The sequence below is a fragment of the Microcoleus sp. N9_B4 genome (assembly GCF_036701635.1).
In the GTDB taxonomy this organism is placed as follows: Bacteria; Cyanobacteriota; Cyanobacteriia; order Cyanobacteriales; family Microcoleaceae; genus Microcoleus.
Map to the genome: position 1 here is coordinate 39893 of NZ_JAUBRC010000039.1, position 20986 is coordinate 60878.

The 20986-nt window shown below is 42.5% G+C and carries 24 protein-coding genes; 17 read left to right on the top strand and 7 right to left on the bottom strand.

Annotation, left to right across the window (positions count from 1 at the left end; all coding sequences use genetic code 11):
* The first annotated feature begins 1 nt into the window (after position 1).
* Complete coding sequence (locus QUA43_RS22850; RefSeq protein ID WP_333151798.1) at positions 2-1147, top strand: ParB/RepB/Spo0J family partition protein; 1146 nt, start codon at positions 2-4, stop codon at positions 1145-1147.
* A 233-nt stretch (positions 1148-1380) separates the two neighbouring features.
* Here the strand turns inward: QUA43_RS22850 and QUA43_RS22855 are convergent, their stop codons facing one another.
* Positions 1381-1563: a hypothetical protein gene (locus QUA43_RS22855; protein WP_333151800.1), complete on the bottom strand. Its 183-nt coding sequence runs from the start codon at positions 1561-1563 to the stop codon at positions 1381-1383.
* 20 nt (positions 1564-1583) lie between these two features.
* On the opposite strand from QUA43_RS22855, the gene QUA43_RS22860 reads away from it, so the two are divergent.
* The gene (locus tag QUA43_RS22860; protein ID WP_333033765.1) at positions 1584-3341 is read left to right on the top strand and encodes a helix-turn-helix transcriptional regulator; all 1758 of its coding nucleotides are present in this window, start codon (positions 1584-1586) and stop codon (positions 3339-3341) included.
* Positions 3342-4169: 828 nt separating this feature from the next.
* On the opposite strand, the gene QUA43_RS22865 is transcribed toward QUA43_RS22860, so the two are convergent.
* On the bottom strand, positions 4170-4460 hold the full coding sequence (locus QUA43_RS22865) for a hypothetical protein (RefSeq protein ID WP_333033766.1): 291 nt from the start codon (positions 4458-4460) through the stop codon (positions 4170-4172).
* A gap of 18 nt (positions 4461-4478) precedes the next feature.
* On the opposite strand from QUA43_RS22865, the gene QUA43_RS22870 reads away from it, so the two are divergent.
* Positions 4479-6185 carry a hypothetical protein gene (locus QUA43_RS22870; protein WP_333033767.1) on the top strand — a complete coding sequence of 569 codons (1707 nt, stop codon included), beginning with the start codon at positions 4479-4481 and terminating at the stop codon, positions 6183-6185.
* Between the two features lie 116 nt (positions 6186-6301).
* On the top strand, positions 6302-7657 hold the full coding sequence (gene dnaB / locus QUA43_RS22875; RefSeq protein WP_333373180.1) for a replicative DNA helicase: 1356 nt from the start codon (positions 6302-6304) through the stop codon (positions 7655-7657).
* 35 nt (positions 7658-7692) lie between these two features.
* Here the strand turns inward: dnaB and QUA43_RS22880 are convergent, their stop codons facing one another.
* Both QUA43_RS22880 and QUA43_RS22885 read right to left on the bottom strand, forming a co-directional pair.
* A complete protein-coding gene (locus QUA43_RS22880) occupies positions 7693-8238 on the bottom strand; it encodes a site-specific integrase (RefSeq protein ID WP_333085761.1) in 546 nt (181 codons plus the stop codon).
* A 74-nt stretch (positions 8239-8312) separates the two neighbouring features.
* On the bottom strand, positions 8313-8495 hold the full coding sequence (locus tag QUA43_RS22885) for a hypothetical protein (RefSeq protein ID WP_333151806.1): 183 nt from the start codon (positions 8493-8495) through the stop codon (positions 8313-8315).
* A gap of 424 nt (positions 8496-8919) precedes the next feature.
* On the opposite strand from QUA43_RS22885, the gene QUA43_RS22890 reads away from it, so the two are divergent.
* Together QUA43_RS22890 and QUA43_RS22895 are read left to right on the top strand one after the other, a co-directional pair.
* On the top strand, positions 8920-9270 hold the full coding sequence (locus QUA43_RS22890; RefSeq protein WP_333151808.1) for a hypothetical protein: 351 nt from the start codon (positions 8920-8922) through the stop codon (positions 9268-9270).
* A 43-nt stretch (positions 9271-9313) separates the two neighbouring features.
* The gene (locus tag QUA43_RS22895; RefSeq protein ID WP_333151810.1) at positions 9314-9556 is read left to right on the top strand and encodes a helix-turn-helix domain-containing protein; all 243 of its coding nucleotides are present in this window, start codon (positions 9314-9316) and stop codon (positions 9554-9556) included.
* A 624-nt stretch (positions 9557-10180) separates the two neighbouring features.
* Here QUA43_RS22895 and QUA43_RS22900 read toward each other — a convergent pair.
* The gene (locus tag QUA43_RS22900; protein ID WP_332946638.1) at positions 10181-10492 is read right to left on the bottom strand and encodes a hypothetical protein; all 312 of its coding nucleotides are present in this window, start codon (positions 10490-10492) and stop codon (positions 10181-10183) included.
* Between the two features lie 243 nt (positions 10493-10735).
* On the opposite strand from QUA43_RS22900, the gene QUA43_RS22905 reads away from it, so the two are divergent.
* The 4 genes from QUA43_RS22905 to QUA43_RS22920 all read left to right on the top strand — a co-directional run bounded on the left by QUA43_RS22905 (position 10736) and on the right by QUA43_RS22920 (position 12727).
* Complete coding sequence (locus tag QUA43_RS22905) at positions 10736-11206, top strand: hypothetical protein (RefSeq protein ID WP_172186659.1); 471 nt, start codon at positions 10736-10738, stop codon at positions 11204-11206.
* A gap of 10 nt (positions 11207-11216) precedes the next feature.
* Positions 11217-11681 (top strand): hypothetical protein, encoded by a 465-nt coding sequence (locus QUA43_RS22910; protein WP_172186658.1) that lies wholly within the window; start codon positions 11217-11219, stop codon positions 11679-11681.
* Entirely contained in the window at positions 11681-12472 is a 792-nt protein-coding gene (locus QUA43_RS22915) for a hypothetical protein (protein WP_332946641.1), read from the top strand. The genes QUA43_RS22910 and QUA43_RS22915 overlap by 1 nt, the downstream gene beginning before the upstream one ends.
* 81 nt (positions 12473-12553) lie before the next feature.
* Entirely contained in the window at positions 12554-12727 is a 174-nt protein-coding gene (locus tag QUA43_RS22920) for a hypothetical protein (protein WP_333373188.1), read from the top strand.
* On the opposite strand, the gene QUA43_RS22925 is transcribed toward QUA43_RS22920, so the two are convergent.
* Positions 12714-13826, bottom strand: a complete 1113-nt coding sequence (locus QUA43_RS22925; protein WP_333373191.1) for an IS630 family transposase — start codon at positions 13824-13826, stop codon at positions 12714-12716. The genes QUA43_RS22920 and QUA43_RS22925 overlap by 14 nt on opposite strands.
* Positions 13827-13875: 49 nt before the next feature.
* Between QUA43_RS22925 and QUA43_RS22930 the strand changes: the two genes are divergently transcribed.
* The 4 genes from QUA43_RS22930 to QUA43_RS22945 all read left to right on the top strand — a co-directional run bounded on the left by QUA43_RS22930 (position 13876) and on the right by QUA43_RS22945 (position 16394).
* Positions 13876-14100: a DUF3768 domain-containing protein gene (locus QUA43_RS22930; protein ID WP_333373194.1), complete on the top strand. Its 225-nt coding sequence runs from the start codon at positions 13876-13878 to the stop codon at positions 14098-14100.
* A gap of 66 nt (positions 14101-14166) precedes the next feature.
* On the top strand, positions 14167-14874 hold the full coding sequence (locus QUA43_RS22935) for a prokaryotic E2 ligase family D protein (protein ID WP_216670293.1): 708 nt from the start codon (positions 14167-14169) through the stop codon (positions 14872-14874).
* Positions 14875-14935: 61 nt separating this feature from the next.
* On the top strand, positions 14936-15574 hold the full coding sequence (locus tag QUA43_RS22940) for a hypothetical protein (RefSeq protein WP_333151815.1): 639 nt from the start codon (positions 14936-14938) through the stop codon (positions 15572-15574).
* A complete protein-coding gene (locus tag QUA43_RS22945) occupies positions 15540-16394 on the top strand; it encodes a PRTRC system ThiF family protein (protein ID WP_333151816.1) in 855 nt (284 codons plus the stop codon). The genes QUA43_RS22940 and QUA43_RS22945 overlap by 35 nt, the downstream gene beginning before the upstream one ends.
* A gap of 362 nt (positions 16395-16756) precedes the next feature.
* On the opposite strand, the gene QUA43_RS22950 is transcribed toward QUA43_RS22945, so the two are convergent.
* Positions 16757-17350, bottom strand: a complete 594-nt coding sequence (locus QUA43_RS22950; protein WP_333121257.1) for a hypothetical protein — start codon at positions 17348-17350, stop codon at positions 16757-16759.
* Between the two features lie 206 nt (positions 17351-17556).
* On the opposite strand from QUA43_RS22950, the gene QUA43_RS22955 reads away from it, so the two are divergent.
* The 3 genes from QUA43_RS22955 to QUA43_RS22965 all read left to right on the top strand — a co-directional run bounded on the left by QUA43_RS22955 (position 17557) and on the right by QUA43_RS22965 (position 20975).
* Positions 17557-18792, top strand: coding sequence for a hypothetical protein (locus tag QUA43_RS22955; protein ID WP_333151819.1), 1236 nt, complete (start codon positions 17557-17559; stop codon positions 18790-18792).
* A 201-nt stretch (positions 18793-18993) separates the two neighbouring features.
* Positions 18994-19374, top strand: coding sequence for a hypothetical protein (locus QUA43_RS22960; RefSeq protein ID WP_172186651.1), 381 nt, complete (start codon positions 18994-18996; stop codon positions 19372-19374).
* A gap of 173 nt (positions 19375-19547) precedes the next feature.
* Positions 19548-20975, top strand: coding sequence for an AAA family ATPase (locus tag QUA43_RS22965; RefSeq protein WP_333151822.1), 1428 nt, complete (start codon positions 19548-19550; stop codon positions 20973-20975).
* The last annotated feature ends 11 nt before the right edge of the window (positions 20976-20986 follow it).

Sequence of the window (20986 nt, forward strand, 5' to 3'; positions counted from 1 at the left end):
TATGGCCACCCGTAAAGCTCCCGACTTGGGAAATTATTTTTCATCCGCCAAGCAGTCAATGCACCTCTCTGAAGCTGAATCCGAGATTCAGGAACTCAAAGCAGAAATTGAAGAACTGCGAAAATCGGGTTCAACGGAATTGGAATCTCAATTGACTGCACTGCGAGAACAACTAGAATCCGCCAGCGGTATCCTCTCCATTTCACTAGACCAAATTCAGCCTAATCCTGAACAACCCAGACAGACATTTTTGCCGGAAAGTATCGAGTCCATGTCCCGTTCCCTTGCTAGTGACGGACAACTGCAACCCATTATCTTGATTCAACGGGGGGATTTGGTGATATTCGATGGAGAGCGGCGCTGGCGCAGCGCTAAAAATCTGGGCTGGGAAACTTTACAAGCTGTGATCGTTCCAGAACCCGCGGCTTTGCACCGCAAAGCACTGCTGACTTCCCTGCACCGGGAAGATCTCAATCCCCTCGATAAAGCAGAAGCTATTGTGCGGGAGTTGTCTGAAAATACGGGTTTGGAAGCTGCAACTATCCCCCGCATTCTCTCGACAGTGGTGCGACGCTTGAACGCGCAAAAACGGATGAACTTGGTTTCCGAGTTGGTGACGGTGGCACCTGACGAGCAGCAACAGGGTTTGGCCGCTTTGGGTTTGGATGAACAAGAGTTGGCCGTTTTGCGGACACTGTTGGATTTGCAGCTCAATCCCGCTTCTATCGATGCCAACATTTTCCCGATGCTGTCTTTGGCTGATGACCTTAAGACTGCTATCAGGCAATTAGGACTTAAAGGGGTTCATGCAATGGCTCTTTCTAAACTCTCTGCTAAAAATTTAGTCTTGCCAGAGGAAGAAGCGCTGCCGATTAGAGTTAAAACAACTAATCAAGTTATTGCCGATAAATTGTCAGTGACCCAAACTCGTAAATTGGTGCAAGAAATTATCAGTTCCACTCTGGATGATTTCCCAGGAGCAGCCCGCCCGTTCAAGCAGGTCAAGTTGGCAACCGGGAATTTGAAAAAGCTGTCACCGCAAGTGTTGGAGCAAGCTGAGGTTGAACAACTGGTGGAGTTGCAGGAGGTTTTGCGCCAAAAGCTGGCGGAAATTGAGGCGGTTTTGAAACAAAATGGTGGGGAATAATACCAATTTCATAAATTTCTGCTACAGAGGCAGTTCTAACTCCTCCCCTCGAACGGGGGAGTTGAGGGGGTAGATATTTAGCGATATTTTATGAATTTGGTATAACAACAAAGTTTCGATGGGGCTGTCTGCTGAAATCGATCGACTGTTTCTACCCATCGTTTTTATCGATCGCCTTCGATCTGATTAGCTGCCAGACAATCTATAATAAACGAATTGCATTGTGGAGGTAGTTATCCATGAGGCAATGCAAGCTTGTGAGTCAGTTTTTGAATTTTTTGATAAGTTGTTCTGTCTGACGGTAATTTCGATCGCAAAACAGCTTTTTGTTGGTTGTAGCAAGCACCGATCGCCTTGAGGATTTTACCATTAATAGTCGGCGGGTTAAATCTTGCTTGATTCGATATATGTGGCAACCTGAAAACACATTGTCCTTATGAGAGACCGCGATCGCATCCAACAATACGCTCTCAAACTAGGTAGAGAAGGTAAACTCCTATCTTCAATATTAGTGAATATTGCTACCCGATTGCATCATGTTTTGAAAACAATTATATCTCAAAACAGTGGAATAAAACACTTACCGTATCGCGATTTAAAAATCACCCCACAATTATTAGGAACTATTGAAAAAACATTCGAGAAATACTTTATATCTGATTTTCTGGAAAAGAATGCAGAGTGGATACTGAATCAATTAGATATCTGCGAGCGAGGAGAAAACCTATCGGATATTCTGCCTGGAACGATCGCTTTTCACCCTGACGCATCCTTACCCAAATCCGAATCCCGGACAGAATCTCAGATAATTAGTGCGTGTGGATATCATGCTGCCGATGAATTACTACAACAAATAAATATACAAAATCTATCAGCAGCTCAGTTGGCAAAAATCTTAGAACTTGCACCCCTTCCAATTCCAGTAACCGAACCCCCATTATTCAAGAATAAATCTGTAGAAGCTGTTCCAACAGCAGCTCTGATGGCTTCCAGTCTCCGCGCGCAGATCCGACCTGATTTGTGGTATGAAGCTGCCAGCAGTATTGCTGTTTTTCAACATGAAGCAAAGGGTAACTCAAACAATTATATCGAGCATTACATTTCCAGCCCAGGTGACATTACCCTGCTGCCTTGGAACGAAGCCCAGCAAATCATTGATAAGTTTGGGTTTACCAGCGCAAAATTGCACATTATTTTTGCAGCTCACACCATGAAACAAGAGACTCCTTGGCACAGCAGCTTTACACTAAAAGCCAGCGATATTGTTAAGGAAATGGGATGGGATAAAAATCACAAAAAAACTCAAATAGAAAAACTGCTAGAGATTGCTAATACAGCATTTGCCCTTGATTGTTTGTTGGTCAAAGCTGTTTGGATTGAGGGAATGAACAAGAAAGGGCAAATTATAGCTAGTGCTCCTGTAGGGAGAATGTGGAATGTCTACATCAAACCCCAAGGTCAGTTAAATTTTGAAGGTAAGATAGACAACCCCCATGAAATCTACATCACAGTCCAACCCGGATTGTGGACTCAGGATTTTTTGAACCGAGCTGGAGCCAAGTCGAGAGAAGCGTTATATCAGTTTGGCTATCTTTCCCAGCAAGTGCTGAGAATCGATCCGTACCATAACGAATTTGCCTTAAGACTAGCAATTCATGTCACCATAGAAAGCCGATTTCACGCCAGTGGTGAATACCGAGTTTTAACGCTACTAAAAGCGATTTTACCATCTCCACAAATTGACTCAGCTCGCAGCGATAATCGCAAAGCCTACAAATTAAAGCAGAGCTGGGATAGTGCCTTAAAACTATTAATGAATCTGGAGTGGCAAATAGAATTTGACCCGGAAACTTATCCAGATAAACTTCAGCCTGAGAACAAAGAAAGAAACCCAAAAGGCTACCTGGAATGCTGGCTGGCGGCCAAAATTACCATCCTTCAGCCAGAACCCATCCCACTTTTAATCTCAAAGAAGACCCAACCCAAACAATTAAAGCGCGCTTCGGCAAAACCACTCTCGATAGCAGGTGCTTCCGTGCGAAAAGCCCGTGAAGGTAAGGGGTGGACTCAGAGAAAATTAGCTGGTTGGTTGGGGGTTTCACAGTCGCTGATTGCTCAGATAGAGCGTGGTCAGCGGACTGTCAGCCCGGAAATAGAGACTAAATTGCTCGCTCTATTGGATATCGCTGAGTGAAGTCGATCGCATTTGAGATTGGAGATTTTAGATCGATGGGGGTTTGAAACTTGTCGGCTGTTGAATTCAGTTTTGGGGCGCGGTACTCGTACCAAACTGACTCGTCGCCTCACTGGTCGCTGCTTCGGAAAACTTATACCATTTCTCCAAAATAATGCAACAGTAGTTTGTACCGCTCGAATCTAATTGTATTGGGTACTCGACCCGCATTGTAGCAGCATTTTAGAGAAATTGTATTACCCAAAGCTGCTCATAGATTGGGTTAGTGTTTTTTATCCTACGATCGTGACTTCAAGCAGATAAAAAACTTTGACCTTGCGCTGTGTCGATTTTAGGCACGTTAGAGAATTTTGATGTTACCCAGCAAAAGCCTTACTAATCAACAGCAAGCAAAAATTTTTTACGCCCGATCAATAAAAGATTGGTTATTCAAGTTGTTATTCAATTTGAGCGATCGCAGCGACAGAGCCTGGGGCTGGCTGCGTATCTTGCGGGTGCCATGACTTTCTTAACGCAACCTCAGTCCAGACTTTACCGGGCTGTATCTTTACTGGTTTGAGCTGGTTGTCCAGTTTTGTCCGGTATCTCGCGGATAGCTATGCAGGTGAACGCATTCAAATACTCCTATTTTCAGAATTAGCGAGATCCAGCGAGCCTAAAGGGCTAGTTGCCGTAATCAAGCTGACAGCAGCCGTGTAATCATAAAAAAAACTTAAAAAATCGAGCTTGAACCCTTACAGTATATGGGTTTAAGCTTGATTACAAAAACATCCACATCCCAGGACAATTTTATCCACATCCCAGGATAATCTTATCCACATCCCAGGATTATGATTTTTTGAAACTCTTGCTATATATAAGTTTCAGCTTTTGATTACAACTCTTATAAGTCTGACAAGACTGATCCGCCACCACATCCCGCGACGATCGACCTGGCAGGATGGAAAAAATAATCGCACGGGCTCGACGATCGATCGCCAATGCAGCGCGATGGAGCGCATCTCGCCTTCCTGCTGCAAGCACGAGCGGATACCCCGCGACCAAATCCGACCAAATCCATAACAACCCCTCTCGCACGCTTCTAGTAGCTACCACAGCCGCTAAAAGTGACACGCTCATTTTTACCGCGAACAAAAAATGGTTGCAGATACAACTACCTGGCACAAACCACCACTCACCAGATATGCCTCAATTTACGAAGCCCTGGCCGACGTACTCGAAGGCGCTACCCCCAGCGCCATCAAACTCGCCCTCTACCTGTACAGAACCTGCATCGGCGGCAAACCAGAGGAAATCGACATCTATGACATCCCCTTGGGCGAAAAACGAGCCACAAGAGTCCGCAATGGCAAGCCCTACAGCCCCAACACCAGGCGGACAGCCCTCAGACAGCTCGAAAAACTCGGTTTGGTCAAAATCCTGAAAAACTACGGACGCGGCATTTTTCGCATAGCAGTGCAGCACCTGGGCGACGTTCGCCCCTTCACTCATACCCACTCAAAATTCCAAAAACTGAGCAACTCATCAAAAAATCAACGTCAACAGTCAAAAATTGAGCAAATAGAGGGTTCAAACCCTGATGGCGCCGTACTCTTTACAGAGGATAAGAAAGGACAGCAAAGCACTGAAAATGTTGCTGCTGTTTTTTTAAGTTTTTTTGAAGAAAGAGAAAATTTAGCCAAGACAAATGTAAAACCAAAAAATGTAGAACCAAAACCTGCTACTCAAATCCAGACCAAAGACAGTCAGTCAAATAAAAATTCACAACAAAGACTAAAAATTCTAACTGAGGATAAATATTCCGCCCCAACCGCTGAATATCTGAATACTAATTCAGATAAAATTCAAGCGATCGATGATGCGACAATACCTTGCAGTTCAGAACAAACAGGTTTAACCTCTGAACCCCCGCAAAAACTACCCACAAAACTCGACAGCCTCGACCATCAAAGAATCTCTGGCGCCGAACCAACAATAACCAACAAAGCTGTCCGGTTAAATCTCGAAACATCTTCGTTCGTTAATCCTCAAGTCGCTAAAATTGTCGAAACAGTTGTAATTGCCAATTCCAAAGCAACTGAAATTGCCGAAGTGGTTGCAATTGCCAATTATGAAGCGATTGCAATTGCCAACCCTGATGTAACTGAAATTGCCGAAGCGGTTGCGATTGCTAACTCCGAAGCAACTGAAATTGTCAAAGTGGTTGCAATTGCCAATTCCGAAGCGGTTGCAATTTCCAATCCTGATGTAACTGAAATTATCGAAGCGGTTGCAATTGTCAATTCCGAAACGACTAAAATTGCCGAAGTAGTTGCGATTGCTAACTCTGAAGCGGTTGCAATTACAAACCCCGATGCGACTCAGATTGTCGAGATAGTTATGCAAGCCACAGGAGGGATGAATCCCGAATTGAGAGTTTGCGTCCTCCAGTACAACTTAGAAGAAATTCAAGCAGCCATAAACCTGCTGCAAATCAGAAGCCAAACAAAGCAAATATCTAACCCTTCAGGATGGATTGTTGACTGTTTGCGCGGTCGTTGGTGGGGAAAAACTAATGGTTTTCCAAACTCGAACCCAACAAATGTTGTTTCGTCTCCAGCTTCAGCAGGCTCTTCTCCAACTCCAAAAAATTCTCCTTCTGCACAGACAACAAGAATAACTGAGGATTATATTGACCCTCAGTATATGCCATTAACAACTCACCGAAAGTTATCCGAACAGTTCCAAGAACTAGGCGAAGAAGCTTTCGCAGCGCTAGGTATTCAGCAGCAAATTTACTTGCAGTGGATACAGCGATTTCCTCAGCAAGCAAAACAAATTGTGAACAAATTGTCTACTACTTAGCTATTTAGCTTAGCTGTGAAAACAGTTATCGTCCAACCCATTTAGACAGCTTTTCATCTTTTAGACAACTTTTCGCACAGTTGAATTAGCAACAAGATCAAAGGAGAATACCAGACATGGCAGTCAGTTTAGTTGACAAAATTATTCCGAGCAATATTGATGCAGAGGAAGCAATTTTAGGCGGAATTCTGATCGATCCAATAGCCATTAAAAGAATCGCAAATATTCTGCGTCCCGAAGCATTGGCAATTACAGTCCACCAACATATTTATCGGGCCGCTTTGGTGCTGCATTCTCTAGACCAGCCCACAGATTTGATGAACATCACCACCTTCCTCGACGACCACAACCTGCTGGAAGTAGTAGGAGGTCAAATCAAACTGGTAATGCTGGTAGACCGAACTGTTTCAGCCGTCAATATCGACCAGTATGCCTTGCTAGTCATGGACAAGTTTGTCCGGCGCGAACTCATCAAAGTTGGCAATGACATCGTGCAGCTTGGCTACGAGACTTCCACCGAATTGGATGCGATACTAAATAAAGCCGAGGAAAAGATTTTTGCCCTCAATAAGTACAGAGAAGAGCGACAAAAAGCTATTCGACCTCTCTCCGAATACTGCGGAGAGCTTTGGCGATATCTAGATGAAATTGAGGAAGAGCGCTTGGAGACTGCTAACTACTTTCCTGGAATCAGCACAGGGTTTTACGACCTCGACGACCTCTTGGGAGGGGGATTTTACCGAGGTGAATTGATTGTCATAGGAGGTCGCCCCGGCAGCGGCAAAACAGCTTTGGCTTGTGCCCTTGGCTACAACATTGCTTCCCTTTCCACGAACGGTCGAGTTTTGATGTTTTCGATGGAAATGCCAGGTCGGGACTTGGCAGCACGACTAATGGCACTTGAGAGTGGGGTGTCGGTGAAAGATATCAGGAAAGTTAACCTAGCTGGTAAGTACGAAGTCCTAGCTTCGGCTTTAGGGAAAGTTAGCGATGCTGATTTTTGGATAGACGAAAGTTTGGAACCGTCTCCCTTGGAGATTCGTTCCAGAGTTAGGGAGTTTGTTTGTGAGCGCGGCCCATTGGGTTTGGTAATTATTGATTACTTGCAATTGATGGTGAATTCGGCGGATGAAAATGTTGTCAATAAAATTAGCGAAATTACGCGGCAGATGAAGATTTTGGCTCGCGAGGTTGACGCGCCGGTTGTGCTGCTTTCTCAGCTCAATCGGGGGGTAGAGACTCGCACGAACAAGCGTCCAAGTTTATCGGATTTGCGTGGCTCTGGTGGAATTGAACAGGATGCGGATGTTGTGCTTGGAGTTTACAGGGACGATTATTACAATCCTGATTCTCCCGATCGGGGAATCGCTGAAATTATTGGATTGAAAGGGCGCAATAGCGGAACGGGAACGGTTAAGTTGCTGTTTGAGGCTGAATGCTGTCGGTTTCGGAATATCTATAAACTCCGGTAATATTGAAGGACAGGAAAATATTGAGCTCTGTCGCCTTACTTCAAAAGTCCAATCGCCTTGACAAGCTGTTCCGGCTGTACCTCCAAATAGCGCTGGAGACTCGACAAATTTTTGTGTCCCGAAATCTCCATAATCACCCGCAGCGGCACCCCCGCATTGCTCAAATTAGTCAGCGCCGTCCGCCGCATCGAATGTGTTGAAGCCCCCTTAATTCTTACCCGCTTGCAAGCTTCTTTAAAAATCACATCCGATGCGGCGCGAGTCAAAGGCTTCGTATTGTCTCGCCCCGGAAACAAAAAACCTACATCTGGATTGTAAGCCTTTAAATACTTAGCCAGCATAGGATGGAGCGGCAGCGTTCGCGTTGCTGATTTCCCCTTTGTCGTCGCTTTCCGCAACGTGACTGACCCCCCAACAATGTCGTGAGTTGTTAAAGCTAACGCCTCTGAAATGCGGCAGGCGCAGTAAAAAGTTACAGCAAACAAAAGCCTGTCCCTTGCTGTAATAAAACCCCGGTCAAACAGTCGGTCAATTTCTGCGGGCGTCAAAATCTTAGCGCGCCCATTCCCTTGAACCTTCACGGCGCAGCCCTCTTAGCGTAAATTCCTTCATTATTGGACGAAAGGGGGTTTACGTCAAGTAGGCTAACTGGCTTCTATTCTTTGATGGCTAACCAAATCCGGCTCAATCGCTTTCTGGGCAATCGGAGGCGCTTATTGCAACTCACTTCCCGCTTATTGCTATTCAACTGACTCGAATTCTCGGAAAAGTTGATAATCGGTAAGGTGGCGATCGCGTCTATGAGGTCTCTGAAAGTAACAGGTTTTTGGGCGTTCATAACACCGCGCTACCAATAAAATTATTATTCACTAATCTAATTATACTATTGTTTGATTCTACCTGCAACCTTTTTTGCGGCCAGTTAGAGCCTGAAGAACAAGTCATCAATATTCTCCAATAACCCTTCTACTTCCCGGTGTGGTTCGATTTGGAGACGTTTGTCCATCATCGCACCTCGCTGACGAAAGCAACTACACCTTTACTATACAAGTCGGCTGCAACCGGACTTGACATCAACGCGATTGGGGGGTATCTCAAAAAACTGATAGCCTAGCCCGAGTTGGGCTTTGAGAATAGTTCGTCAAATATAGATTCCAATTGATTGATTTAAGGAAATATCGCGCTGCAATTTCTTTATCAAGAAATTGGCATAAAAACCTATCAAAACAAATCTGTTGCAGTCGATGCACAGTTAAGAACTCATGTCAATCTCAAAAGGAAAGCGAGATTTGATTTCGACCCTGCCACTAAAACAGTTGAAGGATATGCCGCCTGCAATTGAATTTCCTGTAAACTTTGCCAAAATTCATCTCCCGCGCTTTAAGTGCGGCGAGATGGTGCGCTGGACGGGTGTTAGCGAAGAAGCTGACAGAGGAATGGTTATCGGCAAATTTTACAATTACGAACAGTGTCAATGCTGTTGGATGTGGTGCTACATAATTTGCCTTACTCCTGATTCCAAAAGTGCAACGTGGTGTCAGTTTGATACTGCCTGGGAGGAAGATTTGGAGAAGTTTGAGGATGATAAAAAAGCAGCAGAATCTGACCGATAGAGAACGCAATTTGATTGCAGTTTACAGTCAATGCCAATTCGGAATGACACCGAGGCAGTTTTATGCAAAGTGGGGAGTGAGTTATGAGGAAATTGCTTTTATTTGTTCTCGTTCTGATTCTACAGTGCGGGGTTGGTTTAGAAAGGGGAAAAATCGCAGATTTCCTACTGCTGTCGATTTGCGTCATTTGGCTTTAATGGATTTTCTGCTGGAACACTTTGAGGAAATTCCAGAGACATTGGTGGCTTTCCTGTGTCCGCCTTGCGAAGAGAATAGCCTGGATTAATAGTGGCGGGTATAACGGAAAGACTGTTCAGGGCAACGACTGTATACGTTGTCGCAATCATATACTGCTGACTTGTTCCAACAGTTTTGGTGGCTGCTATACATACACCAAGCTTTTTCAGCATCAAAAGATAATTTGAGCTTGTCTTAGCACAAACCTCATCAAATATCAATGTCACCGTGACCTGTCTTTGACAAGATTATTCAATTACTGTCTTGGCAAGCAATGAAACAAGAGCACAATCTGTTACTTTTACTGCTGAGGTACTAAAATGACCTACTCTGAAAAATTGCACCCGTGGTGTATCATTAGCCTGCTTCCTAATTGTCAGCGTGTTATTGTGGCACGATTTCGTAAGAGAAACGATGCAGATGATCATCTACGGGTTTTGCAGCGATTAGTGAAAACGCGCACATTTGTGATTATTTTTGACATGCAACCAAAGCCTACTGTGCCTAAAGAATAACGGCGAATGCAGCGAAGGTTTGAAATCGAATTAATCGAGATACCTGCGTTAGTTGAATAAACCGACTTTCCAGCGATTTCTCCCAGCGACAGAACCTACTGATAGCTGGGAGAATTTTTTATATATTTTACTGATTCTCTACTAACTACAACTTTTTATCATAGTATTGATTGACGCTCTAGAGCGATCGCATTTGTACGGATAGTTACAATTGCATAAGTAAATATGCTCTGATTGATAGCTGTGCAATCGTAGATGTGGCTAATAGTAATATAGCTTGCGAGCGCAATAGATATTCCTTCTCTATCAATACTTCGGAATTTTGAAGAGTTTTTTTGGGAGATGGCTCTGGCGCAAGGTTCGTAGGTGGCTAATGTTGCGCTGAGTTTTTGGATTTCTTGCCATAGCTCTACTATCAAGGCTTCTTTTGCCTCGTTCAATAGTTGCTTTAAGCCGGGTAGTTTTTCCATTCCTTTATCTAATGTCTATCTCGTCTTCTTGTCAAGGGGGTTGAGCAATTACAATCAAAGAATCAATAGAGACAAGTGCGACCGCATCTTGTCGGACAGATAATTAATGGGAATTAATTAAGAAATTTCTTGGGAAACACGCTTACCGTTAAAACTTTACAAAAAATAGATCGTTAAAAGCAAGGCCGCGATCGCGGCAATTTTTGAGAATAAGCTGCACTTGCTTGTACTGCGAATCCAGCCATGACCCAAATAGAACCAAATTCCGAACCAACTGGAGAGGATATTCCACTTTCAGCTACTCAAAAAGTGGGTGAAACCATCAACAAAACTGAGAACACTTCACAGAGTCCTGACTTACTTGATGAAGGAGAATCAGAACCTTATGAATTCAATTTTTGTACAATCAAAATCCACATTGTTATGCGACCAGACGATGGGCATCCAGAAGGGCGAATCGTAGAAATTACAGCAACGAGCCATGACGACTTACCACTATTAGTACAAGTTAGAGAAAACTCGATTGGAGCTTGGCCAAACCATTTACAAGAATTGCTCCAGCGGTTAGCCTCTAACCTACCTAACCGAAAAGTGAGCGCTCAAATTCGTTCTTCTGTTGGTCAACCCCGGAAAAAAGCCAAACCAAATCTTCAAAATCCTGCTAACCACCCCGTCAACAAAGGTGAAGCTGGAGTACAAATCCCCCTGTTTTAAAGAGGTAACAATGAGTCTAATAGAATATGAAGGCAGGCAAATCGAACTGCCCAACGAAATTACTGCAAATGATGAAAAATTGCTAGAAGTCCTACTTCCTTACTTCCCTGAATTAAGCTCCGCTACAATTGAACGAAAAACAGGTCAACCCATTAAAATCATCAAACAAGCCAAGACAAAGGGTGTAGAAGAAGATTGGAAAAAAGAACTATGCGTACTGCTCACTCCCCATTCCCCACTCCCCTCACTTGTCTCCGCACCGGAAGAACCGAATCAAGCTGTCCAACTCACTTGGGCTCTGCAATGCGACTCTATCAGCGGTTGTGTTACTCCGCTAACCTTGGCAAGTCGGGCTCAAGAACTCTCTGACGCGATCGCTCTGGGTGAGCAAGAACTACAGCGATTTAGAGACACTCTCAAAAAACTCCAACTTGCGCCAGCTATTGCTTGTCTCCAAATTCCTCTTAATTTTTAATGCCTGCAACTATTTTGTCTGTGTCGCAAGCCATTGCCGCTTTGCGACACTCCTACCCAGTAACTAAGCCACTTGAAGCGATTGAATTTCTCAGACAAACGCTCAATAGCGCTCAACTTCTCAATCTTTACCAGCACTTTTTTTCAACTGAATTTGCTACCAGTACCAGTTCTATTTACTCGGATACTCCTGATAATCATAGCCCCCGCGAATTAGAATTCTTCCGTCTTCTTGACGAAACAGAACTTATCCCGATCAGCCCCTGGCAATTAGAAATAGCACAAGAAGAACGCCTCGACCAACTCCTGATTGAGTCTTGGGGGTTGGATTGGTTGAGCTATGAAGATATTGATTCCTTAGCTCCTGAATGGCAAATCCTGCTTTCTCTAAGTTCTGAAGGACTAAATTGGCTAACTGAAAATGAGATGAAAGATTGGTATGAACAAGAATTTGAAGTTTCATTTTCTCAGATTCTACCACCAGATAGGATCAATCATCAGCAATTCCAACAGTTTTGCTCTCTGGCTGAATTTCCCGTAAAAGGGATGCCAATTGTACTGAGTTTCCTCAATTACTCAACGGGTAATATTTGGCTTGACGGCTGCGCTCAACACGAGTATCAATTTGGAGAATGGACAGTCGAAAACTTGATATTTTTATCAGAACAATGGCAAAGTGCTAAAGAATTAATAACCCAGGCTCAACAGGTCATTGACTGGCTTGCTACTGACCGCCATCGACATTTTCAGCAAATTCTTGAACTCTGGAACAAAAGCACCTTGTCAATTTGAATTACCCCTGAATCCGAATAATTACGAGTGAACCAGCAACCGCTAGTGCGGTTGTAGTTGTTGGAAATTGAGGCCTTAATTATGACTGAAACTCTAACAACAGCCGAAAGAATTGCACGTCTTAATGACCAATTACGTCAAGGAGATACCAAAATTGGTGAAATTCGGATTACTCAAGCTGTAAAAGCTCTTCTTCCCGAACAGCAACAAAAGTTACTGCAATTACTAAGCTGTCAAACATCTAAACTGCATTAACTAAGTTACCTTTATTTTTTACTTTTCGGTTCCATTTTATAATTAATTCTCCTTCATTTAATAATTTATTTAACAGTGATTCTAGTTTTTCAATGGATTCAAATAATCTATTAGCAACATATTCCTTAGCCGAATGCCATACCAATTCAACTAAGTTGTAGTCCGGGCTATACTTGGGCAGAAACTCTATGATTAGATTAGGCATCTCTGCTGCTATTTTCTGCAAAATCTCTGCTTTTTTATGAAAACTAGCATTGTCCAAAATAATGACAAACTTACAGCCTTTATCTTGAAAATCTTCCGCTAAATTCCCTTGCAATATCCACTCTTCTCTTAAATCTCCATAAAAATTTTTCAGCACTGCATAAAAATTAGCAGAATTTCCAGATGGAATAAAATCTACCCATCTTTTCTTGTCTGAATACCTCACTCCACCCATGACATTAATACGACCCTTTCTTCGGTCTCCTTTTTTCTTTCTTCGAGTCCCTTTTTTACACCAGTTTTTCCTTCTAATTACTCTTAAACTAAATCCACTCTCATCCCAAAACCATACCTGTAGAAGAGCTGGAGATTCTTTGGCTATTCTTAGATACTCAGCTAATTTATCTTTAAATAAACTCCTCTGTACGGTATCTTGCTTAGACTCTAAGCTATATTTAGCCCAGAGGTAAACATACTTTTTTGATTTTAAAATCCTCCTTACTTGGGTACTACTCAACTCGATTCCTGTCTTCTCTCCTAGATATATTGCCAGTCTGGCTGTCGTCCATCTCCCGAATTCATAGCCACATTGTTCCGGCTCTAGTTCAATTGTCTCTAAAAGTAAATTAATGTATTCTTCTGTAGCTTTTCGGTAGTTACCCTTCATTCTCTCATCTTTAAAACTATCTAAATTATCAGGGTCGCCCTGAATGCTCCAGTAAGCGACTTTTCTTAGAGAACATCCAATTAATTCAGCAGTTTGAGCTTGTGTATTTCCGTTATTTAGTAACAAAAAAATTAAAGCTCTTTGCCGAATGTCTGGATGTTCATGCTCTTTTAATGCTTGTTGCAGAGTTTCCTTTGTCTCGGAACTGAGGAAGTTTTTAGTAGGCATTGACTTTTTATAAATATCCTCATATTATACTATACAATATGCGTTTTAGATGCTGAACAGCTTAAGAGATTTTAACACCTTTGAAGCTGGCAACAACCCCTACGGAGAACGAGATTTTCTTAGCATTCAACTTGACAGTAAAAGCTATTTTTTCAAAATTGATTATTTTGACAGGAAAGCATGGCTGGAAAATCAGGAAGTTAGTTCACAATGTCCAGAAGACCCCGACAAAACTTGGAGAGTTGCTACCCTAATGCAGTCGAACGAATATTAATTTTCAAGCATGAGCTAACCTTACCTATCGGGTTAGCTCCATAACCTCTATCGATTTCAAGTTATTATGCAACATTTGTCAGGAGAAGTCTTTCGTGAAATTCTGCAAACAGCTCCCCGACAGCTAGCAGAAATTGATGCTGAATTACTGTTCATCAAAGAACAATATCTGTTCCATTATCGAGAAGGAACAAAGGAACACTACAAACTACTCTCCTCTGTCAGTTTGAGAACTGCATTTTCTCACGAGCCGATTGATACGGATTGGATGCCCCCAGGAGTCATAAGGTGGGGAACTAACTCTCAAGGAAATTGGGTAGTAAAATTCATATCTCCTGCCCAATATAACCTCCAATTTGATGAGAGTAAACCCATTACTATTCCACTAACTGCCTTGGTATTTGTAGGACAAAACACTCAATATTGGGTATTTGCAACTGATTTTGCTACTTTCAACCCAGAGTCGAAAGCTTACCACACTCCTTTACCAAACATCCATCCAAACGGTTTAATTTGCTGGGGTAAAAATACTCCACCTGTTGCTTCAACTCAAACCATTGATATTGCTTGGCAGAGCTTCATAACCACTCCTTTCAATGCTGACTTATCAAGCCAAAAAAGCCGAAAGTTTCCCCAAGATGTCAGAGAACATCTGAAAAGTTTAGCCTTGAGAAAAAGGCGTACCTATCCTGTTAAAGATTTAGTTGAAGTGAGGTACAGTCCTTCAATTGACTCTTTAGTGCAACACCTCCTATTGATTGCTAACCCTACCTAAATCAAAACTTCTATGTAGGGACTGCACTCAATATTTATTGTTCAACACAAAGTTTAAGTTAATGCTAAAACTTTTTAACCACATTCATGCCTCTATTCCCTTGCCTCCCATTGCTACTGGGGTATTCTGCGAATACGTTACAGCCTCTAACGGCGTGTTTGTGCGTTCAGTTCGCCCCGGACTAGAGGCCATGATTCCTGTTGCAAATTCAACGCCCAATACTATCAAAGGGTTGCCACCTATAGAACCATACTTGCACCTTGAGACTCGTTTAGTACCATCAGAACTGCTACTTTCTATATTGACAAAAGCTGTATTCACCAAAGATAGCAGTGGCAATCTCACAGAGATTTTATTTCACCTATCCCTTGACAGTAGTAATCAATGGCAACTGACAATTCCAGTCCAATTGACTACACGAACGAGCTGCCAGCCTTTTGACAATTCATCCTACTCAACTGCTTTAATTGAGTGCCACTCTCACGCAGAATTGCCTGCTTTCTTTAGCAGCACAGATGATGCTGATGAGCGGGGTTTTCGCCTCTATGCAGTCTTGGGTAAAGTTAATACCTTGACTCCTGAGATTTTAGTGAGAATCGGAATTTTCGGACACTATAGCTTAATTAAAGCTAATTCTGTATTTGAAGATCCACATTTTATCACTGATGCTTACCAAAACTCCCTTAAACCTCGACTTTGAGTACGCAAATTCCACACCTCTCCTTCTCAAAGATTACTCTCACCTTCACTTATGGCTCGTTGGCTGTGGCGGCACTGGCTCTTATGTAGCTGAAAGTTTAGCACGATTAGCTTACGTTTTCAAACAAGTTGGGAAAAATGTCAATATTACCTTTGTAGATCCCGATATTGTGGAAGGGAAAAATTTGGGGAGGCAGAGATTTTGTCAATCTGAACTTGGACTGAATAAAGCCACTACTCTTGCCTTGCGTTACAATCTTACCTGGGGGCTAGAAATTAGTGCAATTCCTGACTATTTTGACCCCAAATTGGTAAAATCATACTGGAATGATTTGGTAATTATCATTGGCTGCGTTGACAATAGTGCTGCTCGCCGTTCCTTGGGCAAAACGCTAGAGAATAACCGCCACGCTGAGATTCCTAGAATCTGGTATCTTGATGCTGGCAATAACTTTGATAGCGGTCAAATTCTACTGGGCAGCCATAATAGCCTTGAAGAGCTAACTCCGCACCTGGATAAGTTCAAGAAAACAGGCATTATGGGAGCGCTTCCCTCTCCTGTTTTACAATGCCCCAATTTGATAGAATTGCGACCTGAAGAATTGGGAAATACCCATTTATCTTGTGCTGAGTTGGCTAATCTTAACGCTCAGAGTCTCACAATTAATCAAACAATTGCCTCAATCGTTACTGACTATCTATTCCGCCTCAGTTTGACAAAGGACTTGCGTAATTTTGCCACTTTCCTTAACCTTAAATCTGGTTCTATGCGCTCAGAATTTATCAGTTGTTCATCTCTCATAAAGTTTAGTTGTACTTGATACAAATCCTGGTTAGCTACACCTAACGGGATAACAACCCCGTCAAAAGCTTGATAAAATCAAGGACATAGCCCTCATACCCATCTGAAAAATCTGAGAGAGTAGAGGGGAGGGTAAAGGTTGAACAATACACCTTTACCCTCCCCTTCCCCTTCCCTTTATTTTGCTAACTTTATTAAGATTTTTTTTGGTTTAATACTGTGTTGAGTTGTAGCGTTTCGTGTAGGCATCGTCGGCAAAGGATTGAATCAGCTCAATCTGACTAGGATTGACTGTAATTTCCCAGACCTTGACTCGCTCAGGCACTGTCCAAGTTGCTTTCTTTTCATAGAGCCTCACGATACGCGGGAAACTCAGGTGCTTCAGCCCTGAGAGTAGTCAATACTAGGAGAGTTACCATTTTGAGTAATTGATGCAAGGCTTTTTTCGGAAATTTCAGAGTGTTCTGTATCTTGTATTGCAGTGAGATCGCTACTGCTGCCATTCTCTAAAATTCCTGTATTTGTTAAGTATTCTTCTAAGATGGGAATTAGAGAGCGATACCACTTTATTTGAGAACCACTCCATTTGTTTGTTGTTGAAGTAGCCAGCAAGGAAATACCATGAGCTGAGCCGGCTTGTGTCAGTATCCAAATTCGCTTGGCTTCATTACGCTCTTGATACCCCAATGAAACTAGAGCTTTGTTGACTAAATCTGGCTTGATTTTGCACTCTAAGTTATCTGTGAGTATTGCTGCTAGTTCCGTTACTGTCATCCCAACTTCTGTCAAAGGGGAAGCTGCACCAATCAGTTGTTTTGCCGTCTCTGCTACCCCTTTGAGTTCTGGGTACATAGAGGCCAGCGAGTTGAATTTAAACTGGGCGATCGCGGACGCACTCAGTCCGGTATCTTGTAGCCAAGCTACCAAGTGGTCTATCGTCTCTATGGCGGCAGCAATTTTTTCAGAAGTGGGCATCTTTGCTCGCTTAGTTTTCCATATCGTGATCTTGACAGCATGGCGATATATCTAGCGGGACTTAAACAAATTTAAAGCCTAAATAAAGCCTAAATTTGCTTTATATGCACCAAAGATGCTAGCGAAAACTAGAAAGTTTTAGGCTTCTGTTCGAGAAGATACCCCCTAACGGGAGAAGTTGAAAAAAAATTAACTTCTCAAAGGTTATGGACTCTAACACCGCTTTAATCGGTCTCTCAAATATTTGCTCTAAATCTGACAACACTCCCCCCAGTGAAGTTAAAGAAGTGGTAGCGGTAATTTTCCCTTTTCTCACTCCGCATCCTTCCGATCAACTTCCCTTTAAAGTAGGCGATATCATCAAAACTGGTAAGCATTACGGTACTGTCACTTCTCTAAATCAAACCGATCGACCTGTAAGAATTACCTGGGATGCTAGTAACAGCGAAGACAGCTTTTCTTGGAATTATACACTTGATGAAATTCGTGTCCTCAAAATCTCCCTTGTGCCTCAGTTTATTCCTCAAAAAACTACTGGAGAACTTCCAGCTTGCACAACCATCGTACTTGCTAATTCGCAACAGGTACAATTCAGTAACACAACTATTTTCCAAGTAGAATCGCTGACTGAACACCACATTTTCATCTCGACTCTCGACCAATCTTATCTCTTTCCCATTAACTTGTTTCCAGGCTTCCCGACAAGTTGTACCATAGATATTCCTGCACCTCAGCAGTTAAAAGTCGCTCGCAGTTTGTCTGTTGCTGACCTCAAAATCCGAGCTAAGACGTATTTAGCTCTCGAAATACCCGACAACTTCTTAGAATTCGCTATGCCAATTCAAAAACAGCAATTCAAAGAAAAACTGGCTCGACAATTGAGCGAAGAAAATTACGAACTTCTCGACTTTAACATAGCTTGGGAAGAAACCTGGAAGCAGCACCTAGAAAACCTAGCCAAGAAACAAGGATTATACGGATTTAAAGAGGGAGATTACATTTTAAAATGCCGAGAAGGAGTTCAACAAAGGGGGACAGTCCAACGCTTGAACGTTGAAAATCTACGTCCATTCCAAATCGAGTGGAACAGCGGAGAAATCCAAAATTACAGTTTGACCGAACTCAAAGGTTTGGGTATAGCTCGTATCGAATCTATTGTTAAATTATCCCCCAATGTGGCTTATCAGATTAGCGAAGACGGCTCCTACTTTAGAGCTTGGATTGGGTTCCGTACTAAAGCGTTAGCTAAGGCTTGGCTAATACCTGTCAAAAAGCTAGTCGGCTACCTTAGCAACTTAATTGATTGCCAAGTTCCAGATATTCAACATACAGGCTCTAAATACGAATACGCTGTAGAATCTCCCCGGCATAAAACTTTAAGTAAGCGCTTAGAAACTCTCCGAAAAGTTGCTGAATTTGATTTAGAAAAGATGCCAAGATGATGGAACAAATGGGAAATCAAATATAATTGGCTAGTTTATGACAGTGTAAATGCGATAAACAACTCTGTTACTAATCCAAAATATAAATTGCCTAATGGCATAAAATGTTGATTTTTTCTAGTCGTAAATATCAACTCAAGGAACAATCTTTGAGTTTGAGTGCTATTCAATTCACCCTTGACCCTACAATTCCAGGATCGCATGAACAAAACAGTAATGATTTCCGGTAGTCGTTCCATTAATGAATTGCCTTTAGGAGCAATCGCATCTCTCAATCGCATCATTGAACTAGGATTTGAAGTTATAGTCGGTGATGCTTCTGGTATTGATAGCTTAGTTCAGCAGTATTTGCAGTCTAAGAATTACCAGAAAGTCTTGGTTTACTATGCCTTATTTAGCGGCAATGGCAAACCTAGGAATACTTTTGGTTATCCCACCATTGGCATTCCCGGAAACTATAGCGCTCGCGACATCCAAATGTGTTCGCATTGTGATTACGGACTAGCCATCTGGGACGGACAAAGCAAAGGAACAGTAGCTAATATCAAGCGAGTTAAGAAGACCAAAGTTGTTATTGTTTAAAAACCAACAACCACTGTTCATATTATTAATCAACAAATAAATCAGCGATCGCCCTCTAGTGTACCAGAGCGCTATCGCCTTTTTTTTGTTGATTTAACCTGCTTCGTGAAACAGTCTTGCACTCAAGCTAACGCTTATTAGGGAGGCGATAGAGTTATTATCTAGCACTAATAATGATTCAAACCTTACTAGAACGACCGCAGGAATTTAAACAAATTCCCTTCACTCTCAAACCACAACAGCAGCAAACACTCGACAAATTGAGAACATTTGCAAGCAGCACTGAGTCATTCTTTTTGCTCTGCGGTTATGCAGGCACAGGAAAAAGCACACTTATTTTTCTTCTAATCAAAGAACTCTTGGCTCAAAGCAAGCGCATTGTCCTCACTGCACCTACTAACAAAGCCGTCGGTATTCTCAGAAAAATGGCAGCCTCTCAAGGTATTTTCGGAGTAGACTTTCTGACAATACACCAACTTTTAGGCTTAGGCATAGTTCGCAAAGAACAAGAGAAAGTCTTAGAACAGACAAGCTGTTGTTACCTCCACCTCTACGATATCATTTTTCTTGACGAATGTTCGATGGTTGGAACTCAATTATGGTCTTGGATTGAGCGTAGATTTGAACGTACCCTGTTCAACCACCGCAAATTAATTCTCATGGGCGACCCAGCTCAGCTTAACCCCGTCGGAGAAAAACGCTCGCCTGTCTTCAGCATTACCAATAAAACTATGCTAACCGAAGTTGTCAGGCAAGCTGGAGAAAGTCCCGTCCTCGACTTCATCACCGAATGCCGTTCTTGTGTCAAGAATAAAACCGATATGTTCTTGCCACATTCTACCTACACTCAAGGGAACAAATCTAACGGTGCATTCAAAGTTAAGCCAGAAACACTCCTGCAATACGCCCTCAAAACCATCAAGCGCGAATTCACTTCCAACCCTGACTGCTTTCGGATTCTGTGCTGGACAAACAAGCAAGTCAACTATTACAATCAGGCCCTCCGAGAACAAGTTTACGGTCAAACAGCCCCCAGATTCATACCGGGAGAAAGGCTGATTACTAAGAAACCAATCATGGCCCCTGATGGTAAGACCGTTATTTTGCCCACTTCAACTGAATTTACCATTAAAGAAGTTGAAACGAGCCAACACTACGGCTATCGAGTATGGCTTTTAAAGATTGTGACCGATGACGGTTTATTTCGGCAAATCTTTGTGCTGCATGAATCCGAAAATAAACGCTACCAGGCTGAACTTAAGGAAAAACTCAAGAGTGCCAAGCGCAGCGGATTTTTATGGCGCAAGTATTATTGGTTTAAGGACGACATATTTGCCGAAATTGACAATTGCTTTGCCCTGACTATTCACAATTCTCAAGGCAGCACTTTTGATGAAGTGGGTTTGGACATTAATGACATTTTGACTCGGCTATTGGTGGGAAAAGAAATGAGCAGCAAACAGAAACTTAAAGAATACCACCGCCTCTTGTATGTCGGAACGAGTCGCTGCCGCCAACGGATACTATTTGTTCCTCCAATTTCATCCCGAGTTCAACTTGCATTAGGATACTTAACTAAATCTGGTTCAAGTAACTTTTGATGATAGGCAGT